We start from the raw sequence: 20,167 nt of genomic DNA on the forward strand, positions 1-20,167 counted from the left end.
CGATTTCTTTTTATATGCGAATGCTCGCGTCGTTCCCGGCACTGCCGGAACCGACTTCCCGCACAGGGCTGGGCACCCCCGCGGGAACGAAGTAGTCCGCCTGGCGCAAGCGTCCAAAGGCGTGACTATTGCTCCAAGGCGTCGAAGGCAAAGCTAAGTTCTTCACCGAATTTTTCCAAAAACATCAGCGCCCTCACCCCTTGCGCCGCCTGCTCGTAATCGCCTGCGTCAAGCTGTTCGCCGATCTGCACCAGGCGCGATTTGCGCTCCTGCTTGACCTGCTCGTCGAGCTCTTCCAGCGCGCCCAGATCCTTGCCCGCGCGCGCGTCGCCGAGCGCTTCGCGCCACTCCATCTGCTGCATCAGGAACGCCATCGGCATGGCCGTGTTCGATTCCGTCTGCAAATCGACGCCGTTCTGCTCGCACAGATACTGCGCGCGCTTTTGCGGATTTTTCAGGGTCTGGTAAGCCTCGTTGGCGCGGGTGGCCCATTGCATGGCGACCCGTTTTTCGGCGTCGGTGGCATTGACGAAGCGGTCGGGGTGCACCTGGCCCTGGACGTCGCGGTAGGCGCAATCGAGGGCGCCCGTGTCGAGCGAGAAACGGGGCGGCAGGTTGAAGAGGTCGAAGTGATTCTGCATGGGTGCGGCTATCTGACCGAGGTCAGATGCGGAAGCTTTCGCCGCAACCGCACTCGTCCTTGACGTGCGGATTGTTGAAGCGGAAGCCTTCGTTCAAGCCCTCGCGCGTGAAGTCGAGCTCGGTACCATCGATGTAGGGCAGGCTTTTCGGGTCGACGAAGACCTTCACGCCATGCGACTCGAAGACATTGTCTTCGGCCGCCGCTTCATCGACATATTCGAGCTTGTAGGCCAGGCCCGAGCAGCCCGTGGTGCGCACGCCAAAACGCAATCCAACACCCTTGCCGCGACGTTCAATGAAGCGGTTGATGTGCTTGGCTGCTTTTTCGGTCAGTGTGATTGCCATGTTTCCCTCCGCGAGTACAACTGTAAATCAACCTCAGGCGACGGCCGGATGCTTGGTCTTGTAGTCCAGTACGGCCGCCTTGATCGCGTCTTCCGCCAGGATCGAGCAGTGAATCTTGACCGGCGGCAGCGCCAGTTCTTCGGCGATCTGGGTGTTCTTGATCGACAGCGCCTGGTCGAGCGTCTTGCCCTTGACCCATTCGGTCACCAGCGACGACGAGGCAATCGCCGAGCCGCAGCCGTAGGTCTTGAATTTCGCATCTTCGATCAGGCCATCGGCGCCGACCTTGATTTGCAATTTCATCACGTCGCCGCAGGCCGGCGCGCCGACCATGCCGGTGCCGATCGTCACGTCGCCCTTGTCGAAGGCGCCGACGTTACGTGGATTTTCGTAGTGGTCCAACACTTTGTCCGAGTATGCCATGGTAAAACTCCTGAATATTCAATACGGTTAGTGGGCTGCCCATTGGATCGAACTGATGTCGATGCCTTCTTTGAACATGTCCCACAGCGGCGACAGTTCGCGCAGCTTGTGGACTTTCGACTTGAGCAGGTCCACTGCGAAGTCGATGTCGGCTTCGGTCGAAAAACGGCCGATGGTAAAGCGGATCGAGCTGTGCGCGAGCTCGTCGCTGCGGCCCAGGGCGCGCAGCACATACGATGGTTCCAGGCTGGCCGAGGTACAGGCCGAACCGGACGACACGGCGATATCCTTGATCGCCATGATCAGCGACTCGCCCTCGACGTAGTTGAAGCTCACGTTCAGGTTGTGCGGCACGCGGTGTTCCATGTCGCCATTGATATAGACTTCTTCGATCTCTTGCAGGCCTTTGGCGAGACGGTCGCGCAGGGCGGTCACGCGCGCCAGTTCGCTGTCCATCTCTTCCTTGGCGATGCGGAACGCTTCGCCCATGCCGACGATCTGGTGGGTCGCCAGGGTGCCCGAACGCAGGCCGCGCTCGTGACCGCCGCCGTGCATCTGCGCTTCGAGGCGCACGCGCGGCTTGCGGCGCACGTACAGGGCGCCGATCCCTTTCGGGCCGTAGGTCTTGTGCGCGGTAAAGGTCATCAGGTCGACCTTGCTGTTGGCCAGGTCGATCTGCACCTTGCCGGTCGCTTGCGCGGCGTCGCAGTGGAAAATGATGCCTTTCGAGCGGCACAGCGCGGCCAGTTCTTCGATCGGCTGGATCACGCCGATTTCGTTGTTGACCAGCATGACCGAGACCAGGATCGTGTCCGGACGGATCGCCGCTTCGAGCTGGGCGACCGTGATCAGGCCATTGTCTTGCGGCTCGAGGTAGGTGGCGTCGAAACCGACGCGTTCGAGTTCGCGCACGGTGTCGAGCACGGCTTTATGCTCGGTCTTGACGGTGATGATGTGCTTGCCCTTGGTCTTGTAGAACTGGGCCGCGCCCTTGATCGCCAGGTTGTTGCTTTCGGTCGCGCCGGAAGTCCAGATGATTTCGCGCGGATCGGCGCCGACCAGCGCGGCGACGTGCACACGCGCTTCCTCGACCGCCGCTTCCGCGGTCCAGCCGTACATGTGGCTGCGCGATGCCGGATTGCCGAACTGCTCGCGCAGGTAAGGAATCATTTTGTCCGCGACGCGCGGATCGATCGGCGTGGTGGCCGAATAATCCATGTAGATCGGGAAATGCGGGGCAGTCACGAAAGTCTGCTCGAGGTTTTTGTCCAAAGGCGCGTTCATCAAATCACTCCAATATGCTTCAATTTTGTCCGACGGCGGCGTGCGGGCGGTGTACGTGCACGACGTTTTGTTCAGAATTCTTTTGTTTCTGCTGGTCGACCAGGTCTTGCAGCGAGACCGAATCGAGATAGTCGACCATCTTTTCGTTGAGCGTGGCCCACAGCTCATGGGTCATGCAGCGGGTGCCGGTGGCCGCATCGGCGCCGTGGCAATTTTCTTTGCCGCCGCACTGGGTCGCGTCGAGCGGCTCATCGACGGCGATGATGATGTCGGCCACGGTCACCTTGTCGGCGCGGCGGGCCAGGCTGTAGCCGCCGCCCGGACCGCGGATCGACTCGACGATTTCGTGACGGCGCAGCTTGCCGAACAATTGCTCCAGATACGAGAGCGAAATGGCCTGGCGCTGGCTGATGCCCGACAGCGTGACGGGACCCTTGCCCTGTCGCAGGGCAAGATCGATCATCGCAGTTACAGCAAAACGGCCTTTTGTGGTCAGACGCATCACAACCCCGGTCACAGTGGTAAAATATTGCCTCGTTCCAATCAACCCCGGCCGATGCTGACTGCCATCAAAGACCTGATTAGTTGATCGAATTAGTCAAGTATACCAAAGATGGGGCGTCTTGTCTTAACATGCCCATTTTTCCTGCCCATGCTTGCCGGGCGGCGAGCGCGAGGTCCGCGGCGGCTTACCTGGCCGTTTCGCAGTTGGCGGTTTCGCTTAGCGGCAGAGGAACGACTTTCGCCTTCCCCTCCGACATGTCGATCCGTCCCAGCCGCACCCTGCACAAACCGTCGGCCACCTCGGTTGACACTTCATAATCGTTGCCCGGCTCGGGAACGAAGGAGAAGGTTGGAAAACGGCAAACAAAGCCCTCTGGCCGCATGCCGGACACATAACCGGCCTGGAGGGCGACTGGCTGGCCTGGCGCCAACGCATATTCCCGGTAGAACCCCTGGCTCCACAGTCCCGTGCGCGCCTTCATGATTTCCAGCCGTGGCGTTTCCGGCATGCCGATCGAGAGTGCAGTTTTACTGCGGAACATGCCGGTCGACCTGCTCATGTTACTGGACGCGATCACGCCGTCGCCGTCCGGGCAAGTCCGGTTGCGGTAGAAGCGCACGTCCACCTTGGCGTCGTCGATGATGCGGATGCGTGTGCAGCCGGGCATTGCGGGCGGCGCGGGCCGCCGGAGCCGCCTGCTCGGCCGGGGCCGCCTGCCCGGTCGGCGCCGGCGCATCCTGGGCGGCGCTGGCCAGGCCGCCACTGCCCAAAGTCAACAAGCCCATCGCGAGCAAAAGATTGTTTATGTGATGCATTCCTTATAGGCAGCCTCGGAACAAGCGCTGCGGGTCACTGGGCAGCTGTGCGGAGCAACTGCATCGGCCCGAACAGCGCCTGCATGCCAGCGTGCTGGATAAATGACAAATTATACGGATGCTCGGAACTCAGTTGCGGAAAATTCTTAGTTTCCGGCAATTTCTGTAGTTGTTCCGCAATTTTCCCCCACAAAACCAGGGTCGGCCTGTGCTCGCGGGCCGCCAGCGCCGCCATGACCGTTTGCAGGAACGGCAGCCAGGCGCGCGCATCGACGACCGGGGGCACATGCGCACGGAACACCAGCGACGCGTTGAGCAGCAGAAAGCCCTGGCGCGTCAGATTCTGCTGCAACTCGGCCAGGGTCTGGATGCTGCCGCTATCCGCCGCCGCTGCGGCCGCCACCGGCGCCAGCGCGGCGCCTCCGGTGTCGTCCGGGGCCAGTTGGCCATCGGCCACCAGCAGCAGCTTCATGAAATTGCGCAGCGACGTCGCCTTGTTGACCGGCTTGGACAGCCCGCTCGCGCACCACAGTTTGCCGACAGCGCCATCCATGAAGCAGACGCCGGTCGCGCTCTCGGCGCGTGGGTACGGCCCCTCGCCCACCAGCACGTAGCGCACCTGGTCGAGCGGCAAGGCGAAGGCGGCGAACAGGCGCTGTTCGGTCGGCAGGTAGTTGTCGGCGGCCAGGGTCGGCAGGTACAGCGGCTCGGCGCGCATGACCGCGTCAAGCCCCTGGCGCAGGATCGGCTGCCACGAAAGATCGGCACGCGCGACGGCGTCGAGGATGGCGGGAGGAATGGGTTGGACGGACATCGGGACCTGCCGGTAAAAAGGGAGGATTGTAGCCGACAGCGCTCCCGGCACCGCTGCGAAAGATGCAATTTCAACCACGCGGCCCTTTTTTGAGAAACCGTGCATGATGCTGCCAACCCGATTGGGATGAATAGCAACTTAACAATTTTAGCTTTGGAGACTCAGATGCAAACCATTCAAGACGTCATGACCCGCGATGTTCAACGCGTTTCGCCGGAAGACAGCGTTCACCGCGCTGCGCAGATCATGAAAGAATTCAATATCGGCTCCGTGCCGGTCGTTGACGGCGACAAGCTGGTCGGCATGATCACCGACCGCGATATCACCGTGCGCTCCACCGCTGCCGGCAAAGCGCCGGAAACGAGCCGCGTCGGCGATTCGATGAGCACCGAAGTGCGCACCTGCTACGCGACCCAGTCGGTCGACGAAGTACTGACCCAGATGGGCGACGTGCAGATCCGCCGGGTACCGGTCGTGGACCAGCAATCGCACTCGCTGGTCGGCATCGTCTCGCTGGGCGACATGGCAACCAAGCAAACGACCGGCATCGGCCAGGCCTTGCAAGAAATCTCGTCGCCAACCGACGCTGCCGCCAAAGCACAGTAAGTCAGCTTGACGCTTGCAACAGGCGGGGCCATGCGCCTCGCCTGTTGCAAGGTGTTCGCGGGCGCGTCTGCACGCATGCCCGCCGCAGCCAAGTAGCTGCAACACCAGCCATGTGCAATGCCGCACCCGCTCCTCCCGTCACGCCGCACGACGCCACGTCCAGTGTTGCGCCTCCCTCCTCCGCCTCACGCCGCACTGCGCCCCATCGCTTCGAGCGCGCCGACCCATTTGTCCACCGCCTGCCGTTCCGGATCGCCCACCATGCCGATCAGGGTGTCGTGCACCGGCGCCACGCCCACGAATCCCAGAATATTGCGCTTGAGCGATTTGACGCTGTGCGCCCGAAAATACCAGCGATACAGCATCGCCGGCATGCCCATGGTCACCACCACCCGCGCCGACCGACCGGTCAGCCCCTTTGCGGCCAGCGGATGCATGCGCTCGCCCGGAAACGCGAAACCGGGCCGTGCCACCTGCTCAAGAAAGCCTTTGAGCAGGGCGGGCATGTCGCCGAGCCACAGCGGAAAGAAAAACACCATGTGCTGCGCCCAGCGGATGTCATCCTGCGCCTGTTGCAAGCCGGGCGGCAACGGCCCGCGCTCCCATTCGTCCTGGCTGCGCAGAAGGGGAAAGTCGAGCGCCGCCACCTGCGTCTGGCGCACCTCGTGCCCGCCCCTGGCCGCGCCCTGCCGGTAGGCGCCGGCGAGCGCGTGGCATAGATGGCCTTGCGCAATATCGGGGTGGCCCTGGATGAGCAGGATGCGCTTAGGCATGGCACCGCTCCGGCATCAGGACGCGCGCGGCGGCAATGCCCCGCCCTCGCGCAGTCCATCGAACCCGCGTGATCATGGTTATCCTCCCGGCATGGCAAGCGCAATCGGCTTGCCTGCTTATATGACCGCGCGAGCGCCAGCTTGGTTCCCGAGTTTTTGATATGGTCTTGCGCGCCGATCTGCTCCTGTCGCGCGCACAGTGCAGCGGCTATGCTCGAAGGAATCGGGGCGCGTGCCCCGCGCGCTTCATCGACAGGGGAACAACATGCTTGACAAGAATCTTAGCCAGCGCACCGAACGGTCTTTTCTCGCGACCCTGGCGGCGATCGCCTGGTCGTTCGTCGGCCTGCGCCGCAAATCGGACTTCGACCGCGACGTCACGGCCCTCAATCCCGTGTATGTGGTCCTGGCCGGCCTGATCGGCGTGGCGCTGCTGATCGCCACCCTGGTCGGCGTGGTGGCCTTCGCCACCCGCTGACCACGCCTTACTCGGCGTCGGGCTGGCGCGACGGATGCGCCTCGGCAAACGGCGGCAAGGCAGCGCACATGGCGTCGATGCGGGCAATCGTGGGATACGGCGCCAGATCCACATGAAAACGGCGCGCGTTGAACACTTGCGGCACCAGGCAGCAGTCGGCCATGGTCGGCGTGTCGCCGTGGCAAAAACGCCCCGTATCCGGTGAATTGGCCAGGTGCGCTTCGATTGCGGCCATGCCCTCGCGCAACCAGTGCACATACCACTCGGTCTTGTCTTCTTCCGGCAAACCGACCTGATGCACCAGATGGCGCAGCACGCGCAGATTGGTCAGCGGATGAATGTCGCAGGCCACCATCAGCGCCAGCGAACGCACGCGCGCCCGTCCGAGCGCATCGCGCGGCAGCAGGGCCACCTGCGGATGCACTTCTTCCAGGTACTCCAGGATCGCAATCGACTGCGTCAGGGTGGTGCCCTTGTCCTGCAAGCTCGGCACCAGGCCGCTCGGATTGATGGCCAGATACTCGGGCGCCAGTTGCTCGCCGCCATTGCGCAGCAGATGTACCGGCACCGCCTCGTAGCCGACGCCTTTCAGGTTCAGCGCAATGCGCACCCGGTACGCCGCCGAACTGCGGAAATAGGTGTACAGCTTCATGGGCGGCGCTCCTCGTACATGGCCACGGTCTGGTCGATGGCACCGAATATGCTGGCCCCGACGGCATCGAACATCTCGATGCGCACGCTGTCGCCGAATTTGAGAAACGACGTTGCAGGCGCGCCATGCTCGATGGTTTCGTACATGCGCACTTCGGCCAGGCAGCAGTAGCCGACGCCGCCGTTGTCGATGCTCGACCCGTGCAGGTTGCCCTGCTTGTTCGATACCGTGCCGGAGCCGATGATGGTGCCGGCCGCCAGTTCGCGCGTTTTGGCCGCATGTGCCACCAGTTGCGCGAAGTTGAAGGTCATGTCGTCGCCCGCGTTCGGTTTGCCGAAGGGCTTGTCGTTGATCTGCACGTTGAGCGGCAGGCGCAGTTTGGTGTCTTGCCATGCGTCGCCCAGTTCGTCCGGCGTGACGCACACCGGCGAAAAAGCGCTGGCCGCTTTCGATTGGAAGAAGCCGAAGCCCTTCAGCAATTCGTTTGGAATCAGGTTGCGCAGCGATACGTCGTTGACCAGCATCACCAGGCGAACGGCGGCCGCGCTGCGCTCGACGCTGGCGCCCATCGGCACGTCGCCCGTGATCACGGCCACTTCCGCTTCCAGGTCGATGCCCCACTCCTCGGACAGCGCATAAATCGGGTCGCGCGGGCCGATGAAGGAGTCAGAACCGCCCTGATACATCAGCGGATCGGTGTAGAACGAGGCCGGAACCTCGGCGTTACGCGCTTTTCGCACCAGTTCAACGTGGTTGATATAGGCCGAACCGTCGGCCCACTGATAGGCGCGCGGCAAGGGCGAATGGCACAGCGCCTGGTCGAAGGGCTGGGCGTCCCAGCTTGCGTTATCGTTCAGGGCGACGTAGACGCCCTGCAAGCGTTCGACCACATCGTCCCAGTTGTCGAGCGCGAACTGCAAGGTGGCAGCGATCTTGGGTACTTTCTGGTAGCGCGACAGGTCGCGGCTGACGACCACCAGCGAGCCATCACGCCCGCCTGTTTTCAATGTTGCAAGTTTCATGTGTGCCTTAGTGTTGGTCCGCTGGGGTTTTTTCGTGCATCCAGGCCGCGTGCTTGGGCGCCTTGCGGGTCTGCGACCACTCGTTGAGCATGTCCCATTTGACGGCGTCGAGCTTCTGCTGCATCTCGGGCGTGGCGGTGTTGACGGCCAGTTCCAGGCGGTGCCCGTTCGGATCGAAGAAATAGATCGATTTGAAAATGGTGTGGTTGGTCGGGCCGATGACGTCGATGCCGTCCGCTTCGAGGCGTGCCTTGGCAGCGAGCAACTCGTCCATCGAACCGACTTCCAGGGCCAGGTGCTGGACCCAGTCCGGGGTGTTTTCGTCGCGGCCCATCGGCGACTGGCTCGGCAGCTCGAAAAAGGCCAGCACATTGCCCATGCCGGCATCGAGGAAAACGTGCATGTACGGGTCGGGCGCGCCGGTCGACGGCACCTGGTCTTCTGCAATGGCCAGCACGAAGTCCATATTGAGGTACTTCACGTACCACTCGACTGTCTCTTTGGCATCCTTGCAGCGGTAGGCTACGTGGTGAATCCTGGTGATTTTCATGCTGTGCTCCCCTGTTGATTCTTCTATTAGAGTGCAAAACGAACTATCATTCAAACAATATTTTCAACGCGACTTATCAGATCATCCTATGAATCCCACCTTGCGCCAGATACGCGCCCTTGTCGCGCTTGCCAGGACGGGCAGTTTCACCCTGGCGGCCGAGTATTTGCACGTGACCCAGGCGGCGCTGTCCGGCCTGATCAAGGAGCTCGAACTGACCCTCGGCGTGCGCGTGGTCGACCGCAGCACGCGCAGGATTGCCCTGACGGAGGTCGGACGCGAACTGACGCCCCTGTTTTCCAAGATGATCGACGACCTCGACGGCGCGCTGCTCGATATTGCCAGCCAGACGCGCCTGAAAAAAGGCGTCGTACGGATTGCCGCCCCGCAGTTGATGTCGTGCACCCTGCTGCCGCAAGTGATTGCCGCTTACCGCAAGCTGTATCCCGAAATCCAGGTGCGCCTGGTCGATTGCGCGGTCGAGAACGTGACGGCGCGCGTGTTCAGCGGCGAGGTCGACTGCGGCATCGGGCCGGAGCGCGATCCGACCGCGCAGATCGAGGCGACGGTGCTGTTCGAAATGCCCTTCGTGCTGGTGTTTCCGCAGCAGCATGCGCTGGAGCAGCGCGAACGGGTGACCTGGTCCGACCTGGCGGCGCACCCGTTCATTGCACTGCAAGGCCAGTTCACCGAGCGCCTGCTGAGCGACATGCACCATTCGCTGCGCGACGTGCCGCTCAATCCGGTCAACGAGGTTACCTTCATGACCACCGCGCTGGCGATGGTCAGCGCCGGCCTGGGCGTGACCGTGTGCCTGCCGTATGCGGAACCGCTGGTGCGGCTGCACCAGTTGCACATGCGCCAATTGCACGAGCCGGAACTGACGCGGCGCTTCTTTGTGTACACGCGCGACAAACGCTCGCTCTCGCCGGCGGCCGAGAGTTTTATTGCCTTCCTGTTCAAGTTCGTCGAGTCGCACGACTGGAACATTCCGCTGGTGAACGCCCAGCAGGTGCCGTAGACAGCGCATGGAAGCAACTCGCGGGCCGCGAGCGAACCGTGAGTGAGCCAGGCGGCCCTGATGCCGGCGACAGCGGATGGGTGCCGGCCGCGGGCCGCGCGCGAACCGGCAGCGACGCAGCCGGCACCGATGCCGGCCGCTGCACCGATAGCGCAGCGCCCCTATAATTGATGCTCGCTTCCAACGGAACCTGCCCATGTCCTTTAACACCATCGCCATCAACCAGCGCATGGATCAATTCGACGGCCACCATCGCGTGTGGCTGTTCGGCTACGGCTCGCTGATCTTCAAGGCGGACTTTCCGTACATCGAGCGCCGGCCGGCGACCATTAGCAATTGGACCCGGCGCTTCTGGCAAGGTTCGCACGATCACCGCGGCACCGAAACCGCGCCCGGGCGCGTCGCCACCCTGGTGGCCCAAGCGGGCGCGCTCACCGCCGGCATGGCGTACCTGATCACGCCCGAAGTGTTCGCCCACCTCGACCACCGCGAAAAGAACGGCTATCTGCGCCTGGCGATCGACATCCGCTTCGACGATGGCAGCAGCGAGCTGGGGCTGGTCTACATCGCCACCGAAGACAATGCGGCCTTCCTCGGCGAAGCCAGCGAGTTCGATATTGCCCGTCAAATCGCGCGCTCGCATGGCCCGAGCGGCGCCAACCGCGACTACCTGATCGACCTGGCGCACGCGCTGCGCGAACTGGGGATGGAAGACGCACATGTGTTCGACATCGAGCGGCATTTGATCGAGATGCGCGAGTAAGCGCGGCAAACAAAGTCGCAACAAAAAAGGTCCGGCAACAAAAGCCGCCGGATGGCCAGCATTATCCAAACAAATCGAGCTGCCCGGTCGCATTGCCGCACTGCCTGGACGGCGCCGTCGGCACAAGCTGCGGCCGCTTGAAGCGCGACGTGTCGAGTTGCGCAAAGCGCCCGCTGGTGGCATTCATGCCCAGCCGCTCCACCGCCTTGACGAAACGCTGGCGTATCAGATCGGCCCAGACGCCCTCCCCGTGCATGCGCTTGCTGAAGTCGCTGTCGTAGTCTTTGCCTCCCCGCATTTCGCGCACCCGGTTCATTACCCGCTGCGCCCGCTCGGGAAAGTGTGCCTGCAGCCATTCCTGGAACAGGGGATTGACCTCCCATGGCAAGCGCAGCACGACGTAGTGCGCGCTCACTGCCCCGGCGTCGCGCGCCGCTTCGAGCACGCGTTCGAGTTCGGGCTCGGTGACGAAGGGAATCACCGGCGCCACACTGACCCGCACCGGGATGCCGGCGTCGGTCAGCCGCCGGATTGTGCGCAGGCGCCGCGCCGGGGCCGCCGCGCGCGGCTCGAGCGTGCGCGAGATGTCAGGGTCGAGCGTGGTTACCGTGACCGCCGCAATCGCCTGGTTCCTGGCGGCCATGGCCCCGATCAGATCGATGTCGCGCTCGATCAGCGAGGACTTGCTGATCAGCGCGACCGGATGCTCGCAGTCGTGCAGCACTTCCAGCACGCGCCGCGTAATGCCCAGCCCGCGCTCGCACGGCTGGTAGGCGTCGGTGTTGACGCCCACCGCGATCGGTTCCGGCACGTAGGACGGCCTGGCCAGCTCGCGCCGCAGCAGTTCGGGCGCGTTGACCTTGGCGAACAGGCGGCTTTCGAAGTCCAGCCCCGGCGACAGCCCCAGATAGCTGTGGGTCGGCCGCGCAAAGCAGTAAATGCAGCCGTGCTCGCACCCGCGATAGGGATTGAGCGACACATTGAAGGGAATGTCGGGCGAGCTGTTGCGGCTCAGGATGGTCCTGGCGAATTCGTCGGTGACCTGGGTGCGGAACGGCACCGGCGTGTCGTCCTCGTCGTCGGCATGCACCCAGCCGTCGTCGAACCGTTCGCGCGCATTGACCTCGTAGCGGCCCTGCAGGTTGGTGACGGCGCCGCGCCCCTTTTGCGCCGCGAGCGGACGCGGCGGGAGCATGACGCTTTCTTCAAAGTCCTTGTCGCGATCGGTCACCGGAGCACCCATTTAACTGTATAAACATACAGTATTCTACGTGGGTGATGCCGCTTTTTCAAGCACCGTTCAAAGCCGGCCTTGATGCAGCACAAACGTGTCGATCAAGTCATCGAAAGCGCGACTCAGCGGCAGGAACTTTTCGTGGTCGCCGTCGATCTCACCCAAAGCGTGACAGGTCGCTTCCAAGGTTGAGAGCTGGTCGGGTGCGTGCGCCTTGCGGATGCGATAGCGCGAGGGCGGCATGTCGCTCAGCGGCAGACGCGGCAAGGCATGCAGTAAGGGATTGAGATACAGCATCTTGCGGCTCTTGCGCCAGGTGCCGTCGAGCACGACCAGCAGCAGCTTGTCAGGCGCGCGCAACAGCTCCGGCGGCAGTGGCGGCGGCGCTGGCATGCCCAGCGACCGGTCGTCCGGCGTGTCCGGGTACAGGAGAACGGCCTGCCGGCCTTCCACGGCCAGCAGGGTGGACAGCTGCGCCGGATCGAACACCTCGCCAGCGACCAGGGTGCTGCCGGCCACGCTCAGGTGCAGCAGGCGCGCGCTGCCCTTGGCGTTGCTCACTTCCAGCGGATGCTGCAGGATCAGCAAGCGCACGTCGCTGGCGACCGGACGAATCCAGCGGCAAATGCACGCCGCCGCCGGTCGCGCGCAACGGGCGCACACGCTACGCCGCGCCGGTGCGGCTTGCCCATTCGCAAGCACGGACGCGCCTTGATCTGGCTGCAGTGCGGCTGCGGTTTGCCCCTGCGCGGGCGCGGCCGCCGCGTCGGCAGCGCCATATCGCCGCGAATCCGCGCTCACCGGCCCAGCAGCGCCAACTCGCGCCGTCCGGCCGCCATCTGGCCCAGCTTGAACACGCCGACCACCTGCGACAGTTGCGTCGCCTGCTCCTGCATCGCCGCCGCTGCCGCCGCTGACTGCTCGACCAGTGCCGCGTTCTGCTGGGCCGCCTGGTCCATCTGGGTCACCGCCAGATTGACCTGTTCGATGCCGTCGCGCTGCTCGTCGCTGGCGCTGGTGATGTCGTTCATGATGCGCGTCACACGGTTGATGCTGGTGACCACTTCTTCCATGGTCTTGCCGGCCTGGTCCACCAGGCGCGTGCCGTTGTCGACCTTGCTGACCGAGTCGCTGATCAATTGCTTGAACACCCTGGCCCGCGCCGCCGTGTAGGCCTTGCGCGTTTCCAGCACCTGCTCCAGCAGCGCTTTGGCGCGCGGGTGCTTGACGCTCTCGCCGAGGATGGTCTGGATTTCGGTGGCGCGCGCCGACGCGAGCTTCATCTGCTCTTCCACCTTTTTCTGGTCGGCCGGATCGCTCACCTTCCAGGCCGTGGCGGTGCGCGCGGCGTTCACTTCAATCACCTTGGCCCACTCGTCGATCAGGCGCTCGTTGCGCACGGTCTGTTTGACCATGTTGTCGGTCATCACACTGGCCTGCTGCATGCGCCATACGCCGATGCCGGTCAGGACAACCAGGAACAAGAGGACGACGGCGAAACCGAGCGTCAGGCGGGTTCCGATACTGGGATTTTTCATGAGGGCGAAGCGGCGCGAGGCCTGAATTGGACGGCACGCCCAATGCTAACACCGGCGATCTGGTATTGCGAGAACAATTTTTCCCACAGGAAATGTTTCTCTGATAGGCACGATAGCGGGATCGACACCGCAGCGTCGCTAAAGCGCCACATTGCGTTGCGACAATAACTCGGATTGCATTTACAGCATGAGCAAGGAGGCACTAAAGCGTGCATTCGGTAACTTTTTTTCAGCCGCGCTCGCTCGAATTGACATTCCGGTATTGCTCACAAAAATCTCCCTGCATAGAATCGAATCATTCCTTTCGGCAATTACATTCATCGCGAGCCCATCATCGCTACCGTTTTCCCGCCCCTCCGGCGCGCCGTGCGCCAGCTGTTCGCCGCACTGGTGACCGGCCTGACCCTGCTCCCCTCGATAGCGGTCGAGCAAGAATTGCCGGTCGATTTCCGCCTCAACGAAACCGTGATCGCCATTCCCGCCGGTCCCGGCAAGCAGTCCGAATTGCAGACCACCCTGTTCCGGCCGAACGGCGCCGGCCCGTTTCCGCTGCTGATCATCAACCATGGCAAGGAATCGGGCGAACCGCGCAAGCAAGCGCGCGAACGCTTCATTTACATGGCCACCGCCTTCGTCAAGCGCGGCTACGCCGTGCTGGTGCCGATGCGGCGCGGGTTTGCCGGCTCCACCGGCAGCTACGCCGACCACGGCTGCAACATGACGGCCAACGGCTACGCCCAGGCCAGCGACGTGCAGGACACCATCGAGTTCGCGCGCCGCCAGCGCTGGGCCGATCCCGACCGTATCGTGGTGGCCGGGCAATCGTACGGCGGCCTGGCTGCGATCGCCCTGGGCACGCGCGCGGTGCCCGGCGTGCGCGGCCTGATCAACTTCGCCGGCGGCCTGCGCGACGATGGCGAGCGCTGCGACTGGCGCGCGCAGCTGGTGCAAGCCTTTGCCAACTACGGCGCGGCCAACAAGATTCCCAGCCTGTGGATGTACGGCGTCAACGATTCGCTGTTCGGACCGGAGCTGGTGGCGCGCATGCACAGCGCGTTCGAGCGCGCCGGCGGCAGCGCGCGCCTGGTCGAATTCGGCGCCTTCAAGCGCGACGCGCACGGCATGGCGGCCAGCCGCGACGGCGCCCGCATCTGGTGGCGCGAAACCGAACGCTTTCTTGAACACATCGGCATGCCGACCCGCGAGATCGTCGCCGTGGCCGATGCCCCGAGCGTGCCGCGCACCGACTTCGCCCGCATCGACGACATCGCCGCCGTGCCCTATCTGAGCGAGAACGGGCGCGCCGCCTACCGCGAGTATCTGCACAAGCTGACCCCGCGCGCGTTTGCCGTCTCGCCCAGCGGCGCCTGGTGCTGGGCCGAAGAAGGCGAAGACCCGCACGCGCGCGCGCTGGCGGACTGCGCGCGCAGCAGCGGCCAGCCGTGCCAGTTGTATTCGGTCGATGACTACGTGGTGTGGCAAGACAAGCTGGCCGCCAGCGCCAGCAACAGCACCGGCAGTGGCGGCGCGGGCAGCGGCAGCCTTTGATTTAACGTCTTGGCAACGCTGCAAAAAACCGGGCGCGTGCGCGCATAAAATGCCTATACAATGTGCCGACGCTTTTTCTCGTCTGGAGAGAATCATGTTGCCACGTATCATCCGCGCAGTCCTCGCCCCCGCCCTGTTCCTGTCCTGCGCCTTGCAAGCGGCCTCAGCCGCAAACAACTATCCGATCGTGCTGGTCCACGGCTTCCTCGGCTTCGGCCCGGAGCAGTACACCCGCACCGGCTTCAAATACTGGGGCGGCTTCGACGACATCGTCGGCCACATGCGCACGCATAAAGGCCAGCACCAGGTCTGGGCCGCGTCGGTCGGCGCGATCAGTTCCAACTGGGACCGCGCCGCCGAACTGTACTATCAGATCAAAGGGGGCTGCGTCGACTACGGCACCACCCATACCGGCAGCGCGGCCAGGTTCGGCGCGCTGCGCCAGCCGGCCGGCAAATGCTGGGCGGCCGACCCGGCCAACAATCCCAACGGCTACCCGGCCGCGCTGTATCCGGCCTGGGACGCGCGCCACCCGATCCACCTGGTCGGCCACAGCCAGGGCGGCCAGACCATCCGCGCCCTGATCGAACTGCTGGAAAACGGCTCGCCCCATGGCGACGAAGGCGGCGCCGACCTGTACCAGGGCGGCAAGCAAGGCTGGGTGGTCAGCGCCACCACGATTTCGTCGCCCAACGACGGCACCAGCCTGCGCGACGCCATGGGCGAGACCGGCGCGGCGCTCACCCAGCTGGCCACCGGCATCGCGGCCATCGCCAACGGCGGCAACGTCACCGAAGCGGGGCACGATCTCGGGCTGGAACAGTTCGGCCTGCGCAGCGGCGCGGCCGAGCCGTCGGCGGTCTACCACCAGCGCGTGATGGCGGCGCCGTTCTGGGACCAGGATAATTTCGACTCGGCCCAGGCCGAAATGACGCCGGACGGCGCGCGTACCTTCAATGCCTGGGCCAAGACCTCGCCCTCGGTGTACTACTTCTCGATCAGCAACCAGGCGACCGAGTCCGGCAGCCCGTGCTGCAACAACACCGACCGCCTGCTGTTCCCGCTCCAGAACCCGGCCTTCCAGTATCCGCGCGCCGACATGGCCTCGCTCACGCGCCCGTACGCGGGCGAATGGGTGATTCCCTCGGCCGGGCGGCGCGGCATGGGCTCGTACACCATGGCCGGATTCGGCCGGGTGCCGGTCGACGCCAGCTGGTTCGCCAACGATGGCGTGGTCAACACGGTCAGCATGCGCGCCCCGAACGGGCATCCGGTGCGCGACTACAAGGGCACGCCGGTGCGCGGCAGCTGGAACTTCCTGCAAAACTACAAGGGCTACGACCACTTCGACATGATCGGCTGGCCCAAGTCGGGGCCGCGCGTGTATCCGATCTACGATGCGCTCGCCGCCATTCTGTACGGGCTATGACGCGGCCAGTGTGCGTTCCCATGTCTGCAACTGCGCCACGGTGGCGGTCACGCCGCCGCACACGATCACCAGCAGGTTTTTGAAGCCAGCCAGTTCGGGGTGGCCGGCGTAGACCACCGCCAGCGAGGCGCCGCAGGCCGGCTCCACCACCACCCGGTGGTCGTCCATGAAGCGGATGCAGGCCGCCACCGCCGCCTGGTCGGTCACCACCATGCTGTTCATCGGATGCTTGTGGGTCCAGTCGAACGCCGCCTGCGCCACCTGGCGCGCGCCGAGCGAGGTGGCGATGCTGGCGATGCGCGGCAGTTCGATGCGCGCGTCGGCCTCGATCGACTGCGCCAGCGAATCGGCGCCGTCGGTTTCGACGGCGATCACCGGCACCTTGTCCCAGCCGTTGCGGCGCAGGCCTTCGATCACGCCGCACATCAGGCCGCCACCGCCGACCGACAGCACCACCGCGTCCGGGATCACCCCGGCGTGCGCCACTTCATCGATCATGGTGGCGTGCCCGGTCCACAAGAGCGGATCGTCGAAGGGGTGGATGAAGGCGTCGTGCTCGCCCACCATCGACAGCGCCAGCGCGTTCGCTTCGGAAAACGAGGCGCCGTGCACGATCACCTCGGCCTGCTCGCGCCGCATCAGTTCGCGCGCCCGCTCGCTGGTCGTTTCCGGCGCCACCACCACGACCGGCAGGCCCAGCTGGCGCCCCGCGCAGGCGACCGCCAGGCCCGCATTGCCGCCCGACGAAGAGATGAAGCGTTTGGCGCCGCGCCGCGCGTATTCTTCGCAGGCGTGGCCGATGCCGCGCAGCTTGAACGAGCCGCTCGGCTGCAGCGCTTCCATCTTCAGCCAGACCGTCTGGCCGTTCTTGCCGCCCATGGCCGCCGAGGCGATCAGCGGAGTATCGATATGTAGTGTCATTGTTGATTCAAGGTCCCGTAGAGTTGTAAACCGAAGTCAGAGTTCTTCAAGCCGCGCACGCACCGACGCCGCCTGACTGGCGCAGGCTGCGCGCGCGCCATCATTCATCTTGAACAGGTTGCGGTACACCATGCCAAGGCGCTGGTTGCCCGACAAGCGCTCCGCGTTGCGCTCGAAAAAATCCCAGTACAGCGCATTGAACGGACAGGCCGTCTCGCCCAGGCGCGCTTTTTTGTCGTAGTGGCAGCCCTTGCAGTAGTCGCTCATGCGGTCGATGTAGGCCGCGCTCGAGACATACGGCTTGGTGGCCAGCAGGCCGCCATCGGCGAACTGGCTCATGCCGATCGTATTGGGCATCTCCACCCACTCGACCGCGTCGACATACACGCCGAGGTACCACTCGTGGACATGATGCGGATCCAGGCCCGCCAGCAGGGCAAAATTGCCGATGATCATCAGGCGCTGGATATGGTGGGCGTGCGCGTCGTCGAGCGACTGGCCGATGGCGTGGCCCAGGCAGCGCATCTTCGTCTTGCCGTCCCAGAACCACGACGGCAGCGGCGTGTCGTGACCGAATACATTGTGCCGCTCGTAGCCCGGCATATTGGCCCAGTACACGCCGCGCACGTACTCGCGCCAGCCGAGGATCTGGCGGATGAAGCCTTCCACCGCGTGCAGCGGCGCGCGGCCGGCGCGCCAGGCGTGTTCGGCTTCGGCGATCACTTCGCGCGGGTGCAGCATCTTGGTATTGAGGGCGAACGGGAGCATCGAATGAAACAGCCTCGTGGCCGTGGTGTGCATCGCGTCCTGGTAGTGGCCGAAATGCGGCAGGCCGTGGTCGATAAAGGCGTCCAGGTGGGTCAGCGCTTCGGCGCGGTCCTGCGGCCAGACGATGCGGACCGCATCGGGGCGCCCGAAGCTGCCCACGCCGGCCGCCTCGATGCTGGCCCACAGCGCCGAATGATCGTGCTGCGCGCGCGTGTCGAACGGCTCGGGCGGCGTGCCGCGCCACGGCTTGCGGTTGTCGTGATCGAAGTTCCACTGGCCGCCGGCCGGCTTGCCGCCCGGTTCGACCAGCACGCCGTGCACCAGCCGCATCTGGCGGTAGAAATACTCCATCAGCCACTGCGCGCGGTTGGCGAAGATGCGGCCGGCCTCGCCGCGCGCCGTCAAGAAATGCTCGCTGCCGGCCATGGTGCCGGGCACCTTCAGCTGCGCCGCGTAATCGGCCAGTTGCACGTCGAGCCGGTATTCGTCCGGTTCCTGGTATTCGAAGCCGCTGGCGCCGTAATGGGCCAGCAGCGCGTCGATGTTGGCGGGGATCGATTGCAGGTTGGCGGCGTCGTCGATGCGCAGATAATGCACGCGGTGGCCGCCTTGTTCGAGCTGGCGCGCCATGGCGCGCATGCCGGCAAAGATGGCGATGATCTTTTGCGCGTGGTGATGGACGTAGTCGGTCTCCTGGCGCACTTCCATGAGCACGTAGACCACCTCGGCGCGTACCTCGGCGAACCAGCTGTGCAGGGGATTGAGCTGGTCGCCCAGGATCAGGCGCAGCGTCGTCGTCGATGGCGGCATGGGAAATACATGGTCGAGAAACCGGTCCGGTGAGAGGAAGCGAGTCTATCATGCGCCCGGCAAGATGGTACGAGCACGCATTTTATCAGCGCGCTCGGGCGCGCTGCCGGGGCGGCTTACATGGCATTATTCCCGACGGCACACCTGCCTTGGCAAAGATAGGAATCTCATGACGGCAGCATTGGCGAAAAAGACGGCGAAGGCCGATTCCACGAGACGGCGCAGCGACTTTCCGGTCATCGTGATCGGTGCCTCCGCTGGTGGACAAACTGCGCTGGGCGCCCTCGTCGCGCAACTGCCGGCGGATTTCCCCGCCGCGATCCTGATCGTCCATCACATGGCGGCCACAAGCTCGAACGACGCCATGCTGCGCATGCTCGCCGACAAGGGAAATTTGCCTTGCAAGCAAGCCATACAGCATGGCGTCATCAAGAGCGGCTGTATCTACTGGCGCAGCCGGATCACCATCTGATGATTTCGCAAGCCAAAACCCTGGTGACCAAGGGCGCGCGCGAGAATCGGGCGCGGCCCGCGATCGATCCCCTGTTCCGTTCCGCCGCCGTGGAATTCGGAAACCGGGTCATCGGTGTCGTCCTCACCGGCTATCTCGACGATGGCACCTCGGGCATGGAAGTGATCCGGCGCTGCGGCGGGACCTGCGTGGTCCAGGATCCGGCCGACGCGGCGTACCCGGATATGCCGCAAAACGTGCTCAATCATGTCAAGGTCGATCACTGCGTGCCGCTGGCGGAGATGGGCAGCCTGCTCACCAGGCTCGCCGATCGCGAGCGGGGCGTACGCATCGCCGTCCCCGACGATATCGCAGTCGAGGCGAAGATCGCCCAGCGTGTGTTGAGCGACCTGGAATCGGTCGAGTTCCTTGGTGCGCAGTTGCCGTTCAACTGCCCCGGCTGCGGCGGCGTCTTGTGGCAAATGAAGGTCGGGAACCACGTGCGCTTCCGTTGCCATACCGGTCACGCGTATACGGCGGCAACGCTGCTGGCGGAGCAGACGGCAAAGATGGAGGAAACCCTGTGGGTCGCCCTGCGCATGTTCGAAGAGCACAAGAACCTGCTTGTCAAAATGGGCGCGGAAGGCACGGCCAGCCCATCGTACGCCGAGCGTGTGGAGCAATCGAACATCCATATCCGCAGGATCAAAGCGATGCTGCACTCCAACACGGCAGCCGTCGATCCGCTTCTCTAGCCTGAAGTAGGCGTGTTATC

Annotated in this window: 22 protein-coding genes and 1 pseudogene; 7 read left to right on the forward strand and 16 right to left on the reverse strand. The window is 64.2% G+C overall.

Annotation, left to right across the window (positions count from 1 at the left end; all coding sequences use genetic code 11):
* Window positions 1–125 precede the first annotated feature (125 nt).
* From hscB to F2P45_RS15565, 7 genes are all read right to left on the reverse strand, one after another.
* Window positions 126–641 (reverse strand): Fe-S protein assembly co-chaperone HscB, encoded by a 516-nt coding sequence (gene hscB, locus F2P45_RS15535; RefSeq protein WP_166876660.1) that lies wholly within the window; start codon window positions 639–641, stop codon window positions 126–128.
* A 22-nt stretch (window positions 642–663) separates the two neighbouring features.
* Entirely contained in the window at window positions 664–987 is a 324-nt protein-coding gene (gene iscA / locus F2P45_RS15540; RefSeq protein WP_166876663.1) for an iron-sulfur cluster assembly protein IscA, read from the reverse strand.
* Window positions 988–1,020: 33 nt separating this feature from the next.
* Window positions 1,021–1,410 (reverse strand): Fe-S cluster assembly scaffold IscU, encoded by a 390-nt coding sequence (gene iscU / locus F2P45_RS15545; RefSeq protein ID WP_166876666.1) that lies wholly within the window; start codon window positions 1,408–1,410, stop codon window positions 1,021–1,023.
* 27 nt (window positions 1,411–1,437) lie between these two features.
* Window positions 1,438–2,694 (reverse strand): IscS subfamily cysteine desulfurase, encoded by a 1,257-nt coding sequence (locus F2P45_RS15550; RefSeq protein WP_166876669.1) that lies wholly within the window; start codon window positions 2,692–2,694, stop codon window positions 1,438–1,440.
* A 19-nt stretch (window positions 2,695–2,713) separates the two neighbouring features.
* Window positions 2,714–3,196 carry a Fe-S cluster assembly transcriptional regulator IscR gene (iscR, locus tag F2P45_RS15555; protein WP_166876672.1) on the reverse strand — a complete coding sequence of 161 codons (483 nt, stop codon included), beginning with the start codon at window positions 3,194–3,196 and terminating at the stop codon, window positions 2,714–2,716.
* 187 nt (window positions 3,197–3,383) lie between these two features.
* A complete protein-coding gene (locus F2P45_RS15560; RefSeq protein ID WP_166876675.1) occupies window positions 3,384–3,866 on the reverse strand; it encodes a hypothetical protein in 483 nt (160 codons plus the stop codon).
* 182 nt (window positions 3,867–4,048) lie between these two features.
* Window positions 4,049–4,828 (reverse strand): uracil-DNA glycosylase family protein, encoded by a 780-nt coding sequence (locus tag F2P45_RS15565; protein ID WP_166876677.1) that lies wholly within the window; start codon window positions 4,826–4,828, stop codon window positions 4,049–4,051.
* Between the two features lie 165 nt (window positions 4,829–4,993).
* On the opposite strand from F2P45_RS15565, the gene F2P45_RS15570 reads away from it, so the two are divergent.
* On the forward strand, window positions 4,994–5,434 hold the full coding sequence (locus F2P45_RS15570) for a CBS domain-containing protein (protein ID WP_229505098.1): 441 nt from the start codon (window positions 4,994–4,996) through the stop codon (window positions 5,432–5,434).
* 185 nt (window positions 5,435–5,619) lie between these two features.
* Here the strand turns inward: F2P45_RS15570 and F2P45_RS15575 are convergent, their stop codons facing one another.
* Window positions 5,620–6,207: an NAD(P)H-dependent oxidoreductase gene (locus F2P45_RS15575; RefSeq protein WP_166876680.1), complete on the reverse strand. Its 588-nt coding sequence runs from the start codon at window positions 6,205–6,207 to the stop codon at window positions 5,620–5,622.
* Window positions 6,208–6,472: 265 nt separating this feature from the next.
* On the opposite strand from F2P45_RS15575, the gene F2P45_RS15580 reads away from it, so the two are divergent.
* Window positions 6,473–6,685: a DUF2970 domain-containing protein gene (locus F2P45_RS15580; protein WP_166876683.1), complete on the forward strand. Its 213-nt coding sequence runs from the start codon at window positions 6,473–6,475 to the stop codon at window positions 6,683–6,685.
* 7 nt (window positions 6,686–6,692) lie between these two features.
* Here the strand turns inward: F2P45_RS15580 and maiA are convergent, their stop codons facing one another.
* The 3 genes from maiA to F2P45_RS15595 are packed head-to-tail and all read right to left on the reverse strand — an operon-like array spanning window position 6,693 to window position 8,909.
* Complete coding sequence (maiA, locus tag F2P45_RS15585) at window positions 6,693–7,337, reverse strand: maleylacetoacetate isomerase (protein ID WP_166876686.1); 645 nt, start codon at window positions 7,335–7,337, stop codon at window positions 6,693–6,695.
* Window positions 7,334–8,359, reverse strand: a complete 1,026-nt coding sequence (locus tag F2P45_RS15590) for a fumarylacetoacetate hydrolase family protein (protein WP_166876689.1) — start codon at window positions 8,357–8,359, stop codon at window positions 7,334–7,336. Before F2P45_RS15590 ends, maiA begins: the two co-directional genes overlap by 4 nt.
* A gap of 7 nt (window positions 8,360–8,366) precedes the next feature.
* Entirely contained in the window at window positions 8,367–8,909 is a 543-nt protein-coding gene (locus tag F2P45_RS15595) for a VOC family protein (protein ID WP_166876692.1), read from the reverse strand.
* Window positions 8,910–8,997: 88 nt separating this feature from the next.
* Between F2P45_RS15595 and F2P45_RS15600 the strand changes: the two genes are divergently transcribed.
* Both F2P45_RS15600 and F2P45_RS15605 read left to right on the forward strand, forming a co-directional pair.
* Window positions 8,998–9,930 (forward strand): LysR family transcriptional regulator, encoded by a 933-nt coding sequence (locus tag F2P45_RS15600; protein WP_166876695.1) that lies wholly within the window; start codon window positions 8,998–9,000, stop codon window positions 9,928–9,930.
* A 196-nt stretch (window positions 9,931–10,126) separates the two neighbouring features.
* The gene (locus F2P45_RS15605) at window positions 10,127–10,693 is read left to right on the forward strand and encodes a gamma-glutamylcyclotransferase (protein WP_166876697.1); all 567 of its coding nucleotides are present in this window, start codon (window positions 10,127–10,129) and stop codon (window positions 10,691–10,693) included.
* A 61-nt stretch (window positions 10,694–10,754) separates the two neighbouring features.
* Here F2P45_RS15605 and F2P45_RS15610 read toward each other — a convergent pair whose 3' ends face one another.
* The 3 genes from F2P45_RS15610 to F2P45_RS15620 all read right to left on the reverse strand — a co-directional run bounded on the left by F2P45_RS15610 (window position 10,755) and on the right by F2P45_RS15620 (window position 13,465).
* The gene (locus tag F2P45_RS15610; RefSeq protein WP_166876700.1) at window positions 10,755–11,888 is read right to left on the reverse strand and encodes a PA0069 family radical SAM protein; all 1,134 of its coding nucleotides are present in this window, start codon (window positions 11,886–11,888) and stop codon (window positions 10,755–10,757) included.
* A 105-nt stretch (window positions 11,889–11,993) separates the two neighbouring features.
* Window positions 11,994–12,629 (reverse strand): tRNA-uridine aminocarboxypropyltransferase, encoded by a 636-nt coding sequence (locus tag F2P45_RS15615; protein WP_166876703.1) that lies wholly within the window; start codon window positions 12,627–12,629, stop codon window positions 11,994–11,996.
* Window positions 12,630–12,724: 95 nt separating this feature from the next.
* Window positions 12,725–13,465, reverse strand: coding sequence for a methyl-accepting chemotaxis protein (locus F2P45_RS15620; protein WP_166876706.1), 741 nt, complete (start codon window positions 13,463–13,465; stop codon window positions 12,725–12,727).
* 366 nt (window positions 13,466–13,831) lie between these two features.
* On the opposite strand from F2P45_RS15620, the gene F2P45_RS15625 reads away from it, so the two are divergent.
* Together F2P45_RS15625 and F2P45_RS15630 are read left to right on the forward strand one after the other, a co-directional pair.
* Window positions 13,832–15,013 carry a dienelactone hydrolase family protein gene (locus F2P45_RS15625; RefSeq protein ID WP_370663259.1) on the forward strand — a complete coding sequence of 394 codons (1,182 nt, stop codon included), beginning with the start codon at window positions 13,832–13,834 and terminating at the stop codon, window positions 15,011–15,013.
* A gap of 94 nt (window positions 15,014–15,107) precedes the next feature.
* Window positions 15,108–16,442, forward strand: coding sequence for an esterase/lipase family protein (locus tag F2P45_RS15630; protein WP_166876709.1), 1,335 nt, complete (start codon window positions 15,108–15,110; stop codon window positions 16,440–16,442).
* Here F2P45_RS15630 and F2P45_RS15635 read toward each other — a convergent pair.
* The gene (locus F2P45_RS15635; RefSeq protein ID WP_166876712.1) at window positions 16,437–17,363 is read right to left on the reverse strand and encodes a pyridoxal-phosphate dependent enzyme; all 927 of its coding nucleotides are present in this window, start codon (window positions 17,361–17,363) and stop codon (window positions 16,437–16,439) included. The genes F2P45_RS15630 and F2P45_RS15635 overlap by 6 nt on opposite strands.
* A 36-nt stretch (window positions 17,364–17,399) precedes the next feature.
* Complete coding sequence (locus F2P45_RS15640) at window positions 17,400–18,941, reverse strand: cryptochrome/photolyase family protein (RefSeq protein ID WP_166876715.1); 1,542 nt, start codon at window positions 18,939–18,941, stop codon at window positions 17,400–17,402.
* Between the two features lie 169 nt (window positions 18,942–19,110).
* On the opposite strand from F2P45_RS15640, the pseudogene F2P45_RS15645 reads away from it, so the two are divergent.
* A pseudogene (locus F2P45_RS15645) lies at window positions 19,111–20,147 on the forward strand (chemotaxis protein CheB).
* Window positions 20,148–20,167: the final 20 nt, after the last annotated feature.

It is taken from the genome of Massilia mucilaginosa, assembly GCF_011682145.1.
Classification (GTDB): Bacteria; Pseudomonadota; Gammaproteobacteria; order Burkholderiales; family Burkholderiaceae_D; genus Telluria_A; species Telluria_A mucilaginosa.